General features: G+C 67.2%; 18 protein-coding genes. 11 read left to right on the top strand and 7 right to left on the bottom strand.

Annotation, left to right across the window (positions count from 1 at the left end; all coding sequences use genetic code 11):
- From AC5E6L_RS07030 to mazG, 11 genes are all read left to right on the top strand, one after another.
- On the top strand, positions 1-835 hold an 835-nt coding region (locus AC5E6L_RS07030; protein WP_491772218.1), incomplete at its 5' end, for a D-alanyl-D-alanine carboxypeptidase family protein.
- Positions 832-1,536 (top strand): dTMP kinase, encoded by a 705-nt coding sequence (tmk, locus tag AC5E6L_RS07025; RefSeq protein ID WP_491772216.1) that lies wholly within the window; start codon positions 832-834, stop codon positions 1,534-1,536. The genes AC5E6L_RS07030 and tmk, both read left to right, overlap by 4 nt.
- Positions 1,533-2,579 carry a DNA polymerase III subunit delta' gene (locus AC5E6L_RS07020; protein WP_491772214.1) on the top strand — a complete coding sequence of 349 codons (1,047 nt, stop codon included), beginning with the start codon at positions 1,533-1,535 and terminating at the stop codon, positions 2,577-2,579. Before tmk ends, AC5E6L_RS07020 begins: the two co-directional genes overlap by 4 nt.
- A 282-nt stretch (positions 2,580-2,861) precedes the next feature.
- On the top strand, positions 2,862-4,400 hold the full coding sequence (gene metG, locus AC5E6L_RS07015; protein ID WP_491772212.1) for a methionine--tRNA ligase: 1,539 nt from the start codon (positions 2,862-2,864) through the stop codon (positions 4,398-4,400).
- Between the two features lie 8 nt (positions 4,401-4,408).
- Positions 4,409-5,206, top strand: coding sequence for a TatD family hydrolase (locus AC5E6L_RS07010; RefSeq protein ID WP_491228917.1), 798 nt, complete (start codon positions 4,409-4,411; stop codon positions 5,204-5,206).
- Positions 5,196-6,023, top strand: coding sequence for an MBL fold metallo-hydrolase (locus AC5E6L_RS07005; RefSeq protein WP_491772209.1), 828 nt, complete (start codon positions 5,196-5,198; stop codon positions 6,021-6,023). Before AC5E6L_RS07010 ends, AC5E6L_RS07005 begins: the two co-directional genes overlap by 11 nt.
- Positions 6,020-6,520: a YbaK/EbsC family protein gene (locus AC5E6L_RS07000; RefSeq protein ID WP_491228915.1), complete on the top strand. Its 501-nt coding sequence runs from the start codon at positions 6,020-6,022 to the stop codon at positions 6,518-6,520. The genes AC5E6L_RS07005 and AC5E6L_RS07000 overlap by 4 nt, the downstream gene beginning before the upstream one ends.
- 71 nt (positions 6,521-6,591) lie before the next feature.
- Positions 6,592-6,867 (top strand): ribbon-helix-helix domain-containing protein, encoded by a 276-nt coding sequence (locus AC5E6L_RS06995; protein WP_491228914.1) that lies wholly within the window; start codon positions 6,592-6,594, stop codon positions 6,865-6,867.
- Complete coding sequence (locus AC5E6L_RS06990; protein WP_491772206.1) at positions 6,851-7,204, top strand: type II toxin-antitoxin system RelE/ParE family toxin; 354 nt, start codon at positions 6,851-6,853, stop codon at positions 7,202-7,204. Before AC5E6L_RS06995 ends, AC5E6L_RS06990 begins: the two co-directional genes overlap by 17 nt.
- A 35-nt stretch (positions 7,205-7,239) precedes the next feature.
- Entirely contained in the window at positions 7,240-7,629 is a 390-nt protein-coding gene (locus tag AC5E6L_RS06985) for a tautomerase family protein (RefSeq protein ID WP_491772204.1), read from the top strand.
- Positions 7,630-7,769: 140 nt separating this feature from the next.
- Complete coding sequence (gene mazG / locus AC5E6L_RS06980; protein ID WP_491228911.1) at positions 7,770-8,609, top strand: nucleoside triphosphate pyrophosphohydrolase; 840 nt, start codon at positions 7,770-7,772, stop codon at positions 8,607-8,609.
- On the opposite strand, the gene hflX is transcribed toward mazG, so the two are convergent.
- From hflX to AC5E6L_RS06945, 7 genes are all read right to left on the bottom strand, one after another.
- Complete coding sequence (gene hflX / locus AC5E6L_RS06975) at positions 8,606-9,907, bottom strand: GTPase HflX (protein WP_491772220.1); 1,302 nt, start codon at positions 9,905-9,907, stop codon at positions 8,606-8,608. The two genes, mazG and hflX, sit on opposite strands and share 4 nt — an antisense overlap.
- Before the next feature lie 71 nt (positions 9,908-9,978).
- Complete coding sequence (gene hfq, locus AC5E6L_RS06970; protein WP_491228921.1) at positions 9,979-10,230, bottom strand: RNA chaperone Hfq; 252 nt, start codon at positions 10,228-10,230, stop codon at positions 9,979-9,981.
- 131 nt (positions 10,231-10,361) lie between these two features.
- Positions 10,362-11,252 carry a D-amino-acid transaminase gene (locus AC5E6L_RS06965; RefSeq protein WP_491228909.1) on the bottom strand — a complete coding sequence of 297 codons (891 nt, stop codon included), beginning with the start codon at positions 11,250-11,252 and terminating at the stop codon, positions 10,362-10,364.
- A gap of 50 nt (positions 11,253-11,302) precedes the next feature.
- Positions 11,303-12,679: a Trk system potassium transporter TrkA gene (trkA, locus tag AC5E6L_RS06960; protein ID WP_491772201.1), complete on the bottom strand. Its 1,377-nt coding sequence runs from the start codon at positions 12,677-12,679 to the stop codon at positions 11,303-11,305.
- A 6-nt stretch (positions 12,680-12,685) separates the two neighbouring features.
- Positions 12,686-14,047 carry a nitrogen assimilation response regulator NtrX gene (ntrX, locus tag AC5E6L_RS06955; RefSeq protein WP_491772199.1) on the bottom strand — a complete coding sequence of 454 codons (1,362 nt, stop codon included), beginning with the start codon at positions 14,045-14,047 and terminating at the stop codon, positions 12,686-12,688.
- Positions 14,044-16,371, bottom strand: coding sequence for a sensor histidine kinase NtrY-like (locus AC5E6L_RS06950; protein WP_491772197.1), 2,328 nt, complete (start codon positions 16,369-16,371; stop codon positions 14,044-14,046). Before AC5E6L_RS06950 ends, ntrX begins: the two co-directional genes overlap by 4 nt.
- A 134-nt stretch (positions 16,372-16,505) precedes the next feature.
- A partial coding sequence (locus AC5E6L_RS06945; protein ID WP_491772195.1) for a helix-turn-helix domain-containing protein occupies positions 16,506-16,950 on the bottom strand: 445 nt, incomplete at its 5' end.

The raw sequence follows: 16,950 nt of genomic DNA, 5'->3' as shown, positions 1-16,950 counted from the left end.
GATCCGGCTTGAGGATCTGATCCGGGGCGTCATCGTCCAGTCGGCCAATGATGGTTGTATCGTCATCGCCGAGGGCATCGCCGGATCGGAGGCCGCCTTCGCGCAACTGATGAACGAGCGCGCGCGGGAGTTGGGCCTGACCGGATCGACCTTCGCGAACGCGACCGGCCTTCCGGCCGAGGGGCAGCATGTGACCATGCGCGATCTGGTCACGCTGGCGCTGCATATCCAGCGCACCTATCCGGACTATTATCGCTATTACGGCCAGGGCGAATTCACCTGGAACGGCATCCGCCAGCGCAACCGCAACCCGCTGCTGGCCATGGAGATCGGCGCCGACGGCATGAAGACCGGTTTCACGGAGGCATCGGGCTACGCCATCGTCGGCTCCGTCGCGCGCGACGGGCGCCGTCTGATCGTTGCCATGGGCGGGCTTGAGTCCGAACGCATGCGTGCCGAGGAGGCGCGCAAGATGCTCGACTGGGGCATGCGCGCCTTCGAGCCCCACAGCCTGTTTAAGACCGGCGAGCGGGTCGGCGCGGTGCGTCTTTACGGCGGAGAGACGGCCACCGCCCCCGTGCGGCTGGTCGAGCCGCTGACCGTGCTCATGCCGCTCACCGGCCGGAGCAGCCTGCGGGCGAGGATCGTCTTCGACGGTCCCGTGCCCGCGCCGGTCGCGCAGGGCGATGCGATCGCCTCGCTGCACATCTACTTCGGCGACACGCTGGCGCATGTCGCCCCGCTCGTAGCGGCCGAGGCGGTGGCGCGCGGCCCCGTCCACCGTCAGGCGCTCGACGCGCTGATGGAACTCGCGCTTGGCTGGATCGACAGGTGAGCGCCACCCACCAGTCGCCCCCCGCCAGGGAAGTCGGCGCCGGTCGCGGCCGTTTCATCACGTTCGAGGGCGGGGAGGGGGTCGGAAAGTCGACCCAGATCGCCCTGCTCGCCGAAAGGCTACGCGGGCGCGGCCATCGGGTCACCGTCTCGCGGGAGCCCGGCGGCACGCCCGGCGCCGAGGCCGTGCGCCATGTGCTTCTCGACCAGGCCGCCGTCGAGAGCTTCGGGCCGGCCATGGAGGCGCTGCTTTTTGCCGCCGCGCGCAACGATCATGTCGAGCAGGTGATCAGGCCCGCGCTCGAACGCGCACAGATCGTGCTGGTCGACCGCTTCATGGATTCGACCCGCGTCTATCAGGGCACGAGCGGCAATCTCGATCCGGGGTTCGTGGCCTCGCTGGAGCGCGTGGCGATCCACGGCACGGTGCCCGACCTGACGATCATCCTCGATCTCGATCCGCAAACCGGTCTGCGGCGGGCCAATGCGCGCCGCCCGCACGACAGGCCGCAAGACCGGTTCGAGAAGGAGACCGCCGCCATCCATGAAGAACGCAGGAAGGCTTTCCAAGCCATTGCCGAGGCCGAGCCGGAGCGATGCCGCCTGATCGATGCCGGCGGCGATCCCGACCGGGTGGCCGCGGCGGTCTGGGCCGTGGTCGCGCCGACCTTGCGGACCCCGCCGGAAAGGACCGATCCATGACGCCCGACACGGACGGCTGGCCCGGCTATCACGACGCCCTTGACGGCGTCGCGCCGCCTTGCGCATCGACGCAAAGGGTTGGCCATGATCGCGCATGCGCCCACATGCTGGCCATCGTGCGCGCGGGGCACCATGCGATCCTGCTGGACGGTCAGCACGGCATCGGCAAGGCGACCGTCGCGTTCCATCTGGCCAATGCGCTCGTGTCGGGTCCGGCACCGGTCGCGGACATGCTGCCCGCGCCCGACCCGCGATCGCCGGCCCATCGGCAGATCGCCCGGGGCGCCCATCCGAACCTCGTGCACCTGGCGCGGCCGCGCGCTGCGACCGGCACCGGGTTCAAGACCGTGATCACCATCGACGAGGTGCGGCGCGTGCAGCATTTCCTGTCGATGACGGCGAGCGCGGATCAGCCGCGCATCGTCCTCGTCGACCCGGTGGGCGACATGCAGCGTCCGGCGGCCAACGCGCTTCTGAAAACGCTTGAGGAACCGCCGCACAACACGTTGTTCTTGCTAATCTCCCATGGGGCCGGAGGTTTGCTGGCGACGATCCGGTCGCGCTGTCAGAGGGTCCGGTTCGACCCTCTCGACGACGCCGCGGTCGCCCAGGTGGTGCGCAGGGTCGGCGGCGGCGCGGTCGCCGACGGCGATGTCGAAACCGTCGCCGCGCTTGCGGCGGGCCGGCCGCGACAGGCGCTGACGCTGGCCCTGTTCGGCGGCGGCGAATTGCGCGACGGCCTGGACCGGCTGCTGGCCGCGCCGCGCTTTGAAACGCAACTTGCGCACACGCTGGCCGACGTCGCCGGCGCGCGCGGACACGACACGCAAAACGGGTTGCTGCGCGAGATGATGGCCGACGCGCTGAAGGCGCGGGCGCGCGAGGCGGCGCGCGCCGGCGATCTGCGGCGTGCCGACCGCATCGCCGCATTTGCGGCCGATCTGTCGCGCCGCTTCGCCGAGGCCGACGCGTTCGGGCTGGACCGGAAGCAGGAATTCCTGGTGGCCGGCCAGCGCGTGCATGCCCTGATGCACGCCGGCTGACCGGGCCGCAAAAAGCATGCCCGCAACGGTTTGAAATCCGGTCCAAATCCGCTACAGCACCGCCATATCCACGCATGGCGTTCAGCAAGCTCGGTGTCGGGGCCCATTGATGGGATGGAAATGGTCGGAGCGGACGTGCGCGACGGCGGCGCCCCGCCGCCTCAAAGCCCTCGACCGGACGCGCACACCCGTTCTTCGGCCCTGTCCCTTTATCGCTTGGCCCTTGCGTTGCTTGCCGTATCGACCGCCATTTTCATCACGTCAAAATGAGTCCCGCGTCCAATGAGCGACACATTCTACATCACGACGGCCATCTCCTATCCCAACGGCAAGCCGCATATCGGTCACGCCTATGAGTTCATCGTCACCGACGCGCTCGCCCGCTTCCAGCGGCTCGACGGCAGGGATGTCTTCTTCCTGACCGGCACGGACGAGCACGGCATCAAGATGCTCCAGACCGCGCGCGAAGAGGGTGTGCCCGTGCGCGAACTGGCCGACCGCAACGCGGCCCGCTTCGAGGCGATGACAAGGGCGATGTCGGGCTCCAACGACGATTTCATCCGCACGACCGAGGAGCGCCACAGGCGCGCCTGCCAGGCGATCTGGGAGCGGATGGCCGCCAATGGCGACATCTACAAGGATTCCTACGCCGGCTGGTACTCGGTGCGCGAGGAAGCCTATTACGACGAGGACGAGACCGAGATGCGCGATGACGGCGTGCGCTACGGACCGCAGGGCACGCCGGTCGAGTGGATGGAGGAGGAGAGCTATTTCTTCCGCCTGTCGGCCTATCGGGACAGGCTGCTCGACCTTTATGACCGCCAGCCCGGCTTCATCGGGCCGGACACGCGCCGCAACGAGATCGTCGCCTTCGTCGAGCGCGGCCTGAAGGACCTGTCGGTCTCGCGCACGACCTTTAACTGGGGCGTGCCGGTGCCCGGCGACGAACGGCACGTCATGTATGTGTGGATCGACGCGCTGACCAACTATCTGACGGCCACAGGCTGGCCGGACGAGCACGCGCGCAACCGCTTCTGGCCCGCCGACGTGCACGTGATCGGCAAGGACATCACCCGCTTTCACGCCATCTACTGGCCGGCCTTCCTGATGTCGGCGGGCCTGCCGCTGCCGGGGCGCGTGTTCGGGCACGGCTTTTTGTTCAACAGGGGCGAGAAGATGTCGAAATCGGTCGGCAATGTCGTCGACCCGTTCGAACTCGCCGACCATTACGGCGTCGACCGGATGCGCTATTTCTTCATGCGCGAGGTGCCCTTCGGCAATGACGGCAATTACAGCCACGAGGCGATCGTCGCGCGCACCAATGCCGATCTCGCCAACGGCCTTGGCAATCTGGCGCAGCGATCCCTGTCGATGATCGCCAGGAACTGCGACGGCAAGGTGCCCGCTTATGGCGAACTGGCCGAGGCGGACGCGGCGCTGATCGGCGCGGCGGGCACCGCGCTTGCGGCGGCCCGCGAGGCGGTGGCCGAGCAGGCGGTGCACAAGGCGCTCGAAGCCGTCTTCGCCGTCGTCGCCAGGGCCGACCGCTATATCGACGCCCAGGCCCCCTGGACGCTGCGCAAGACCGACCCCGAGCGCATGCGGGCCGTGCTCTACACCATGGCCGAGACCGTGCGCCGCGTGGCGATCCTGACCCAGCCCTTCATGCCGGACGCCTCGGCCAGGCTGCTCGATCTGGTCGCCGTGCCCGGAGACAGGCGCGCCTTCGCCGATCTGGACGCGTCGCTGGCGCCGGGCACGCCGCTGCCCGTGCCGCAGGGCGTCTTTCCGCGCTATGTGGAAGCGGACGGGGAGGGGTAGGGCGCGCGATGCCGACCCTCGTCGACAGCCATTGCCATCTGGATTTCGACACGTTCGCGCCGGACCTGGACGCGGTGGTGCAGCGCGCCCGCGCGGCCGGGCTGGTGCGCATGGTCACGATCTCGACGCGGGTGCGCCAGTTCGCCGAGCGCATCGCGCCGGTCGCCGAGCGTTTCGAGGACGTCTTCTGCTCGGTCGGCACCCATCCCCACCATGCCGACACCGAACTGGACATAGAGGCGGACGACCTTGCGCGCCTGGCCGAGCATCCCAAGGTGGTGGCCATCGGCGAGGCGGGGCTCGACTATCACTATGACAACGCACCGCGCAAGGCACAGGCCGAGGGCTTTCGCCGGCACATCGCGGCCGCGCGCCGGACCGGGCTGCCGCTCGTCATCCATGCGCGCGCCGCCGACGACGACATGGCGGCGATCCTGACCGGGGAGACCGAGGGGAAGGGGGCCTTCCCCTTCGTGCTGCACTGCTTTTCCTCGGGCCGCAAGCTGGCCGAGACCGGCGTGGCGCTCGGCGGCTATGTGTCGTTCTCCGGCATTGCCGCCTTCAAGCGCTCCGGGGAGCTGCGCGACATCGCCCGCGATCTGCCACGCGACCGGATTCTCGTCGAGACCGATGCGCCCTATCTGGCGCCGCCCCCGCATCGCGGCCAGCGCAACGAGCCGGCCCATGTGGCGCACACGGCGGCCGCGCTTGCCGACCATCTGGGCGAACCGCCGGAGGCGTTCGCGGCGCGGACGACCGAGAACTTCTACAGGCTCTTTGCCAAGGTGCCGCGCCATGACCGCTGACGGCGGCGACACGCTGCGCGTGACGATCCTGGGCTGCGGCTCGTCGCCGGGCGCGCCGCGGCCCAACGGCGACTGGGGCGATTGCAATCCGCACAATCCCAGGAACCGGCGCATGCGCGCCTCGATCCTGGTCGAGCGCGTCAACCGCGCCGGCGCGACCAGCGTGGTCGTCGACACCGGTCCCGATTTCCGCGCCCAGATGCTGATGGCCGACGTCCGCCAGATCGACGCGATCGTCTACACCCATGCCCATGCTGACCATATTCACGGCATCGACGATGTGCGCACCTTCGTGTTCGCGCAGGGCCAGATGATCCCCGTCCACGCGGACGCGGCCACCTCCCACCGGCTGCACGAGGCGTTCGGCTACTGCTTTGCGACGCCCGAGGGCAGCGCCTATCCACCGATCCTGATCGACCGCCGGATCGATGCCGAAACGCCGTTCATGGTGGAGGGGCAGGGCGGTCCGCTGACCTTCACGCCGCTCTATCAGGAGCACGGTTCGATCCATTCGCTCGGCTTCCGAATCGGCGATCTGGCCTATTGCCCGGACGTATCCGCCTTTCCCGAGGCGACGCTGGCAAGGATGCGCGATCTCGATGTGCTGATCGTCGATGCGCTGCAATATCGCGAGCACCCCAGCCACATGTCGCTGGCGCAGTCGCTGGCCGTGATCGCCGAACTCAAGCCCCGTCGCGCATTCCTGACGCATATGCACATTCCGCTGGACTACGATAGGGTGCGCGCCGAAACGCCCGACCATGTCGAGCCATGCTTCGACGGCCAGGTCATCGAACTCGAACTGGAGGCAGGATGAACGACCCGACGGCACCCCGGCCGGGCTCGTCCATGGCACGGGTCGAAGATGCGGCCGAAGCGCTCTGCCTTGCGATCGAGATCAAGGTCATGGACCGATCGACGCGCACCGCCGAGGAAGCGGCGGCGGCATGCGGCTGCGACGTGGCGCAGATCGTCAAGTCGCTGGTGTTCGAGGATGCTGCGACCGGCGCGCTCGTCCTGCTGCTCGTCTCGGGCAGGCACAATGCCGATCTGACTTACATTGCAGAGGTTTACGGCGCGAAGCTCAAGCGATGCGACGGCAAGCGCGTGCGCGACGAAACCGGCTTTGCCATTGGCGGCGTCGCGCCGATCGGCCATCTGGCGCCGGTGCCGGTCTTCATGGACGAAACACTGCTGACGTTCGATGCGGTCTGGGCGGCGGCGGGACGGCCGGACAGCGTGTTCCGCGTCGATCCCAAGGCGCTTGCGGCGGCGGTGGGCGCGACCGTGATCGCGGTGCGGCCTGAGGGCTGATCGGCGTACTTCTCCACGCGGCAGCCATTGACCTGGGTGCTACCAGGTCGTACCGTATGCGCGGAGGTTCTATGACCGTCAAATCGTCCATATCATTGAGCGACCAGCAGGATGCGTTCGCGCGTGCGCTGGTTGACGAGGGCCGCTATCAGAGTGTGAGCGCTGTCGTTCAGCAAGGTCTCGAACTGCTTCGGGAAAAAACCCTGGCGGAAAAAGCCGAGACCGAGGCGCTCATTGCGCTTGTGGAAAGCCGCCGCAGCGGCCGTTTTGTGACCGGTGATGAAATGGCGGACCGCGTTCAGGCCATGACGGATCGCAAGCGGCGCGATTATGGCCTGGGAGACTGAGTTCGCCGACGACGCATTGCGCGATCTGGAACTGGTTTTCGATCATCTCTTTGGCGCCTACAGCGCATTTGGCGAGGTGCATGCCGAGGCGTTCGACCATGCCGAACGGCGTATAGAAGGCATCCTCCAAGCCGCCCGGACAATCGCCGCCGCACCGTATCGCGGCACCTTGCGCGCGGACCTGGCGCCGGGCCAGCGCTGCGTCACCATCAACCGGGCGATCTACTGGTTCGATCTCGACGAAGACCGTCGAACGGTGCGCATTCTGGCAATCTTCTTTGGCGGCCAGGATCACGAGCGACACATGCTGATCCGTCTGCTTGGGCCCAAGCCATAATGTAACGGCCCGCCAACTGACCAAGGGAACTGCACATGCCATTCAACAAGCTTCACGTACCGGCGGCGCTGCCAGTTGAAACATGCCACGCCATCAATGATCAGCTGCACGCCAGCCTGGTCGAAACCTGTGGCGTGAACCCCGATGATTTCTTTTGCTTGGTTGACCGCTATGCGCCCGATGACATGATCTTTCACCCCACATTCTTGGGTGACCGTGACCCCAGCGCGACCATCGTGATCGAGATCGCGTTGCTGGCCGGTCGCAGCGACGACCAAAAAGAAGCGCTCTATAAGGACGTCCGCCATCGTCTCGGCCAGATCGGCTTCACGCCGGACAACTCGGTCATGTTCCTCATCGAAAACAATCCGATCGACTGGTCGTTCAGTGAAGCCGGTTCAGTGAAGAAGGTGCTCGGTCTTTGATCAGGCATCCATCAGTTCCATAATCCATCTTATGCGACATTTGTGTGCGCCCATGGCGCTTGGCGCATTTGCTGTGCAAAAGCGGCCGGTTCGCACGCTGCCGGCATGACAGTTCGATCCGGCGACCGCAGGGTCGGCCGATGGAACCCTCCCGCGACATCGGCCGTCTGATCGAGGTCATGGCCCGCCTGCGCGACCCGGACACCGGATGCCCGTGGGACGCCGAGCAGACATTTGCGACGATTGCGCCCTATACGGTCGAGGAAGCCTATGAGGTGGCCGACGCCATCGAGCGCGGCGACATGGTCGATCTGGCCGACGAGTTGGGCGATCTGCTCTTGCAGGTGGTCTATCACGCGCGGATGGCCGAGGAAGCGGGCCATTTCGATTTCGGCGACGTGGTCCGCGCGGTCACGCGCAAGATGATTCGCCGGCATCCGCACGTGTTCGGCGAGGAGGCCGCGCATGGCAAAAAGCTCGCCAAGGGCATGTGGGAGAAGATCAAGACCGCCGAAAAGGCCGAACGGGCCGCCGCCCGCCGGGCCGCGGGCGCTGGCGGACAGGACAAGGCCCCTTCCCTGCTCGATGACGTGCCCCGCGCCCTGCCCGCGCTGGTCCGCGCTCTGAAGCTGCAAAAGCGCGCCGCGACCGTCGGTTTCGACTGGGACACCGCCCCGCCGATCCTGGCCAAGATCGGCGAGGAGATCGACGAGCTGGCCGAGACGGTGGCGGACGCCGACCCGGCGCGTATCGGCGAGGAATATGGCGACGTGCTGTTCGCGCTCGTCAATCTGGGCCGGCATCTCGATATCGAGCCCGAAGCGGCGCTGGCCGGAGCCAATGCCAAGTTCGCGCGCCGCTTCCGCGCCATCGAACGGCGGCTCGCGGCAAGGGGCACATCCGTCGATGCGGCGACGCTTGACGAGATGGATGCGATCTGGAGCGCCGTCAAGGCCGAGGAAAAGGCTTCAGGCAACTAGCCGGTTTCCGCCGGCGCCATGCGGGCGCGCCGGTCGAACGCGGTGGCCGTTTCGTTCGACATTTGAACGGTGACGACGATGTTGCCGTCGTCGCGATCCTGCCGGTCCCGGATGACGGCGTTCTCATAGAGCCAGGCGACGTCCCCGTAGCGGCCCGGCTGCACCACGAAACGCCGCGTGACGAGCTTGCCGGCGATCCGCGCTTCGACTTCGGTGAGCAGCGTGTCGACCCCTTCGCCGGTGAGCGCCGACAGGGCCACCTCGCCCCGGCCCGTGAGCCGGCCGGCCAGCGCCGCGCGGCCGGAACCGTCCATCGCGTCGATCTTGTTGTGCCCCTCGATCACATGGTCATCGTCGGGCGCAACGCCGAGATCGGCCAGCACCGCGCGCACATCGGCGGTTTGCGCGGCGGCCTGCGGATCGGACGCATCATGCACATGGACGATGAGATCGGCTTCCTCGACTTCTTCCAGCGTCGCGCGGAAGGCGGCGACCAGATGGGTCGGCAGGTCGGAGATGAAGCCGACCGTGTCCGACACGATCACTTGCGTGCCGCCCGGCAGCCGCACCCGCCGCAGGGTCGGGTCGAGCGTGGCGAACAGCATGTCCTCGGCCATAACCTGTGCGCCGGTCAGGCGGTTGAACAGGGTCGACTTGCCCGCATTGGTGTAGCCGACCAGAGCGACGACCGGCAGCGGCACCTTCTTGCGCTTGGCCCGGTGCAGCGCGCGGGTGCGCCGCACCTGTTCGAGTTCGCCCTCCAGGCGCTTGATCCTGTCGCGCAAAATGCGCCGGTCGGCCTCGATCTGGGTTTCGCCGGGTCCGCCCATGAACCCCGCGCCGCCGCGCTGACGCTCAAGGTGCGTCCATGACCTGACCAGCCGACCCCGCTGATAGTTCAGGTGCGCCAGGTCGACCTGAAGCGTGCCTTCCTTCGTGCGCGCCCGGCGGCCGAAGATTTCCAGAATCAGACCGGTGCGGTCGAGCACCTTGGCCTTCCACGCCTTTTCAAGGTTGCGCTGCTGCACCGGGGTCAAGGCGTGGTCGACCACGACCAGGCCCCCCTGGTGGGCCGCGATGAGGCTGGCCAGTTCCTCCACCTTGCCCGAACCGATCAGCGTGGCGGGCACGGGCCGTGCGACCGGCACGACCGCCTCGTGCACCACCTCAAGATCAATGGCCAGGGCCAGCCCGACCGCCTCGCGCAGCCGTTCCGCCGCAATGCGCAAGGTGCCTGGCTCCTCGCCCGCACCATCCTGCCGCCTGGCAAGATCGGGCGCGATCACGACGGCGCGCATCGGCGCGGCAAGCCGGTCGACCCCGCCGGAGCGGCCCTGCCTGGGCCCCTTGTGGTCTGGCCCGAACGCGGTCAATCGGGTTTCTGGCTTGCGCCTTCACCGTCGAACAGATGAACCGGCTGGCTCGGCATGACGGTTGAGATGGCGTGTTTGTAGACCAGTTGCGCGCTGCCGTCGCGGCGCAGCAGCACGCAGAAATTGTCGAACGAGGTGACGACACCGGTCAACTTCACACCATTGACCAGGAAGATCGTCAGCGGGACCTTCTGCTTTCTGACCGCGTTGAGAAACTGGTCTTGAAGGTTCTGGGACCTCTCCGCCATTATTATTGCCTCGCCTTGGTGCGTCTTGACTATTTACTGGCCCGTCCGGCCGTTCGGCTTTCGATGAAGGCGACTGATTCTGGTGCGAATTGCGTCGGTCTTGTTGCTCGTTTGCCGAATGTGCCAAAAGATCACAGCTTTTCAAGGGTAAGCGATCCCCGCACCGCGATTTTTTCGGCACTGCGGAAAAAGGCTTCCCCAAGCCGCCGCGCCGTTTCGCCCGGATATCCGTTGGCGACCGGGGTTCCGTCGATGCGCACGACCGGCATGATCCGCGAGGTGGCCGAGGTCATGAACGCCTCGCGCGCCGCCTTCGCCTCGTCGACGCCAAAGGCGCGCTCCTCGACGGCAAGGCCCAGTTCGGCCGCCGCCCCGAGCGCGGTGGCGCGCGTCACCCCGCGCAGGATTCCGTGATCGGCGGGGCGGGTGACCAGAACATTGTCGCCGGTGACGATCCAGGCGCTGGTCGCCGCGCCCTCGGTGACCGTGCCGTCGGCGGCGACCAGCCAGGCTTCGGCGGCGCCGGCCTCGCGCGCCTGCTGGCGCGCCAGCACGTTGGGCAAAAGGCCGATCGTCTTGATGTCCACGCGATCCCAGCGATTGTCGGGAAGGGTGATGACGGCGACGCCGTTTTCGACCTTCAAGGCGAAGGCGGCCGGATCGCCGCGCCGGGCGGTGACGACCAGAGCCGGCGGAGTGTGCGGGGGCGGGAAAGGGTGATCGCGCGGGGCGACGCCGCGCGTGACCTGAACATAGACGAGCCCGTCCCGGACGCGGTTGCGCGCCGCCACCTCGACCATGATCCGCCCGAGCGCGCCGCGGTGGACGGGCCAGCCGATCGACACTTCGCCCAGGGACCGGTCGAGGCGGTCCAGATGGCGCGTCCGGTCGATGATGAAGCCGCCCGAAACCTCGCATACCTCATAGACGCCGTCCGAGAACTGGTAGCCGCGATCCTCCACATGCACGCTGGCCGCAGCGTGCGGCACATAGCGGCCGTTGACATAGGCGATGCGAGACATGGAGGCCCTTTCCTTTCTTGCGCCAATTCCTTTCCTGCGCCAAGCCGCCCTCAGAAGAACTGAAGGCTGACGCGGAACAGTTGCTCGACCTGCTTGACCGCCGAGGTCTTGGCGAAGATCACCACGCGGTCGCGCGCCTTGATGCGCGTTTCGCCGTCGGGCCGCACCACCGCGCCGTCGCGATAGATCGCCCCGATCCGGATGTCCTCGGGCAGGTCCAGTTCACGCAGCGGGCGGCCGACCAGCGGCGAGGTTTCGAGCGCCTCGGCCTCCAGCACCTCGGCCTGCCCCTTCTGAACCGAATGAACTTGGCGGATGCGGCCGCGCCGCATGTGCTGGAGCACGCGCGAGATCGTCACCGCGCGCGGATTTATGTGCGCATCGATCCCCAAGGTGGCGGTGAAGGACTGATAGCCCAGATCGTTGATCAGAGCCATCGTGGCAGCGCAGCCGAGCTTGCTGGCCATGACCGCCGACAGCACGTTGACCTGATCGTCGTTGGTCAGCGTCACCATCAGTTCGGCATCCTGAATGTCTGCCTCATAAAGGATCTGCTGGTCGAGCGCGCTGCCGTGCAGCACGATCGTCCGGCGCAGCGTGTCGGCGACCGCGACGGCGCGTCCCCGATTGTGCTCGATGATCTTGACGTTGATGCGCGCGCCTTCACGTTCCAGTTCGGTGGCCACGAAGTGGCCGATATTGCCCCCGCCGGCGATGACGAGACGGCGCGCCTCGGTCTCCTCGTGGCCGAACAGCGACAGGGTGCGCCGGACCTGCTCGCGGTTGGAGACGACATAGACCAGATCCTCGGCCAGAAGCTGGTCGGCCGAGTGCGGCACGAACAGCTTCTCGTTGCGCCAGACGCCGACGACGGTCGCGCCCAGATCGGGAAACAGATCGGTCAACTGGCTCAGCGGCGTGTTGATGACCGGGCAGTCCTCGCGGCACTCGATCGCCATCATCGTCACGGTGTCGTCGGCGAACTGGACGACGTCGGTGGCACCGGGCAAAGCGATGCGCTTGAGGACGACCTGGCCGACTTCCTTTTCGGGCGAGATGATGACGTCGATCGGCAAGTGTTCGCGCGCGAACAGATCGCCGAAATGGGCACCCAGATAGGATTGCGCGCGCACACGGGCGATCTTGGTGGGCACCTCGAACAGCGAGTGCGCCACCTGGCAGGCGGTCATGTTGACCTCGTCGTACAGCGTGACCGCGATGATCATCTCGGCCTGGTCCGCGCCGGCGGCGGCGAGCACGTCCGGGTGGCTGCCGTGGCCGACGATGCCGCGCACGTCGAGCGTGTCGCGGACGCGCCCGATCAGGTCGGGCGAGGTGTCGATCACCGAGACGTCATTGTCCTCGGAGGCCAGCCGCTCGGCGATGCCGAAGCCAACCTGGCCGGCTCCGCAGATGATGACGCGCATGGACGATCACACTCCGAGGGACTTCAGTTTCCGGTGCAGGGCGGAGCGCTCCATACCAATGAATTCGGCCGTGCGCGAGATGTTTCCGCCAAAACGCGCGATCTGGGCAAGCAGATATTCGCGCTCGAACCGTTCGCGCGCCTCGCGCAGCGGCAAGGACATGATGTGCGTGTCATCGGCCGTGGGCGCTCTGGGCAGGTTCTCGCTCAGTTCGGTCGGCAGCATGTCCGGCGTGACGGGTCGGTCCTCGGGTTCGTCGCGCGTCAGGATCATCAACCGCTCGATCGTGTTGCGCAACTGCCGGATGTTGCCCGGCCAGGAATGGGCCTGAAGCACCGCCATGGCATTGCCGTCGATCATGCGGGCCCTGATGCCGGTCTGCCCGCTGATCTGGCGCACGAACGCGTCGGCCAGCATGGCGATGTCCTCGCGCCGGTCGGCAAGGCCCGGCACCGCCACGGGCACGACCGCGAGGCGACTGTACAGATCGCGGCGGAAGCGGCCCTGGTCGATCAGGGCCTCCAGATCGAAGGCCGTCGACGAGATGATGCGTACATTGACGCTGACGCGCCGCACCCCGCCCACGCGCTCGAACTCCTGCTCGACGAGCACCCGCAGGATCTTCGACTGCGTTTCGAGCGGCATGTCGGCGACTTCGTCCAGATAGAGAATGCCGCCATGGGCCTGTTCCAGCGCGCCGACCTTGCGCTCGGCGCCGTTGGCCTCGGTGCCGAACAGTTCGATTTCCATCCGGCCGGGCGTGATCGCGGCGGCGTTCAGCGCGACGAACGGCCCGCTCGCCTGCTCCGATGCGGCATGGATGGCCCTTGCCACCAGTTCCTTGCCACAGCCGGTCGGACCCGTGATCATCACCCGGCTGTTGGTCGGGGCCACACGGCCAATCGCCTGGCGCAGCGCGTTCATGGCCGCAGAGTTGCCCGTCAGTTCGGCATGGCCGCTCGAATGGCGCTTGAGCGCGGCCACCTCGCGCTTGAGCGCGTGGGTTTCCAGCGCCCGCTCGGCGACGAGCACGAGGCGATCGGCCTTGAACGGCTTTTCGATATAGTCATAGGCGCCGCGCTTGATCGCCGACACCGCGGTCTCGATGTTGCCGTGCCCCGAAATCATCACCACCGGCAGGCCCGGATGCATCTGCTGGACGGTGTCGAGCAGTTCGAGCCCGTCCATCCGGCTGCCCTGCAACCATATGTCCAGGAAGATCAGCCGCGGAACGCGGTCGGCGAGCGCGGCGAGCGCGGAATCGCCGTCATGGGCGGTGCGCGTCTCGTGGCCCTCATCGTCCAGAATGCCCGAGACGATGTCGCGGATATCGTCTTCATCGTCGACGACGAGGATATCGGCTTTCATGGAGCGGCCTCCGCATGTCCGTTGCTGCCCGCGCCGGCGTCCGGCGCGGTCTCCTCGGGATCGCCGGCCCCGGACGGCCCCGCCTCGGCGCGCGCGGGGAAAACCAGCCGCACCAGGGCGCCGATGCCGTCGTGAAACCCGGCCGGCGCATCGTGCAGTTCGAGCGCGCCGGCATGATCCTCCATGACCTTGCGCACGATCGCCAGTCCGAGCCCGGTGCCCTTTTCGCGCGTGGTCATATAGGGTTCGAGCAATTTGGTGCGGTTGCGCCTTGGCAGGCCGCGTCCGTTGTCGATCACCTCGACATGGACCGCATTGCCGTCGCGCGTGCGGTAGGCGCGCACCAAGATGTGCCCGGCAATGTCGGCGTTCCGATGGCCCGCAAGGCGCGCCTCGATCGCTTCGGAGGCGTTCTTGACGACGTTGCCGATGGCCTGGCCGACCAGGCGCGCGTCATAGGTGACCGGCAGCGGCCCGTCGGGCAGATCGCGCTCGACGGCGATCTCGCTGCGGCTGACCTCGACCAGGAAGGCGGCCTGCCGGATCGTCTCGCGCAGGTCCTGGCGCGCCATGACGGGCTTGGGCATGCGGGCGAACGAGGAGAACTCGTCGACCATGCGGCCAATGTCGCCGACCTGCCGGATGATCGTGTCGGTGCATTGATCGAAGACCTCCCTGTCGCGGGGGTCGATCGCCTTGCCGTAGCGGCGCTTGATACGCTCGGCCGAAAGCTGGATGGGCGTCAGCGGGTTCTTGATCTCGTGGGCGATGCGCCGGGCGACGTCCGCCCAGGCGCTCGAACGCTGCGCGTCGACCAGATCGGACACATCGTCCACTGTGATCACATGGGTGCGGCCGTGCGCGCCGGGCTGTCCGGCGGGCTGGCGGTCGAAATTGACCTGCATGTTCAAAACGCGCTCCCGACCCGAGCGGTCCGTGAAGGTGATCGGCGCGCGATAGTCGGGCTTGCGCGACCGGATCGCCGTCACGAAGCCGGCATGCACCGGGGGCGCGACGTCCTTGAGCGCCGAACCGGCCGCAAGCGGCTTGCCGCCGTTGAGGATGCCCGCCGCCGACCGGTTCGCAACGCCGATCCGGCCGCGGTCATCGACGCCCAGAACACCGGCCGAAACGCCCGACAGGACCGCTTCGGAAAAGCGCCGGCGCTTGTCGATCACATCCTTGGCGTTCAGGATCTCGTCGCGCTGGCTCTTGAGCTGGCCGAGCATGCCGTTGAACGTTTCGCCAAGATGGGCGATGTCGCCGTCGGACGCGCGCACGGGCACGCGCACGGCCAGGTTGCCGCGGCCGACCTCGTCGGAGGCGTTGATGAGCTGGCGGATCGGGCGGACGATGCGGTTGGCGACCGCGATGCCGGTCCAGATCGCCGACAAAAGCAGGATCAGCGTCAGGCCGAAATAGAGCAGCGCGAACGCAAGCTGCACCGTGCCCTGATTGGCTTCCAGATTGTCATATTCGGCGCGGTTCTGCTGCATCAGGCGAACCGCGTCGAGCGCGCCCGCATCGACCGTGCGCAAGGTGTAAAGGAGCACGTTGTCGATCTCTCGAAGCTGGATGATCGCGCCGACCAGGTTGGTGCGGCCCGGAGGGATGATGACGGGCGCGCCGTCGGCGGCCGCTTCAAGCGCATCGGCAGGCGGAAGCGGCAAGGGGCGGTCGACCTCGATGTCCGCCGAATGGATCACGCTGCCGTCGGGCCGGATGACGGAAGCGCCCAGAAGACCGCGTCCGCGCGTCTGCTGCGTCAGAAAGCGGCGGAAGCCGTTGCGGTCCAGATTGAACTGCGCGCGCCGCTGATCGAGCGCGAAAGCCATGTTGAGGGTCGAATCACGCAGGTTCACCGCCGCCTCGTTGACGTAGGATTCGGCGACCTGGATCGAACCGTCGACAATCGTGCGGGTGCGGATCTCGAACCAGCGGTCCAGGCCCAGATCGAGCGTGACGGCGGCGACCACGGCGACGACGATCGCCGGCGAGGCGGCGACGATCGAGAACATGGTCACGATGCGCAGATGAAGCCGGGAGGCGGCCTTCCTGTCGCGCCTTGCCTGCCAGACATTGCGCAGCTCAAGCCAGATCAGGACCAGCAGCGCGGCCACGAAGAGCCCGTTGACGACGATGGCCGCGACCGTGACCCGATTGTCGGGCTGAATCGGCGTCAGGCCGATCAGAATGATGAAGGAGATGCCCGCGGTCAGGAGCGCGGCGGCGACCACGGCGATCCCGCCCGCCGGGCCGATATGCCCGCCGCCCAAGGTTCGCGTCAGAAAAGAGCGGGACGCGCCCTGCTCCATCGAAACCATGAATCGATCCCGCCTCGCGCCCGAAGGGGCCGGCGCGGCCCCCAATCGCATTTCTGCAACATATTGTGGCAATAATGCAACGCACACCCCTCCCGCACGCGGTTTGCGCGCAAGGTCCTTGGGCGGGCGGCGGCTTACCCCTTGATGACGGTGACGCCCAACTCCTTGATCTTCTTGCGCAGCGTGTTGCGGTTGAGCCCGAGCACGTCGGCGGCGCGGATCTGGTTGCCGCGCGTCGCCGTCAGCGCCGCAAGGATCAGGGGGTATTCCACGTCCGCTAGCACCCGGTGATAGAGTCCCGGCGGCGGCAGCGCCTCGCCGAAGGAGGCGAAGTAGCGCTGCATGTTGGCCTCGACCGCCTGGGCGATCGTCATGTCGCCGGCGGCTATCGCCCCTTTCGCATCGCCGGCGCGCGCGCGCGCGCCGTCCGAGGAGCGCAATTCGCTGGCCACGATCTCGGCGGTGATCTCGTCCTGCGGGTAGAGCGCTGCGAGCCGCCGGATCAGGTTTTCGAGTTCGCGCACATTGCCAGGCCAGTCGTAGCGCCGCATCAGTTCGAGCGCGTCGGGCAGGATGCGC

The organism is Roseitalea sp. (assembly GCF_984466335.1).
The sequence above is the reverse complement of the archived record's forward strand: the minus strand, read 5'-3'. Positions and strand labels throughout refer to the sequence as shown.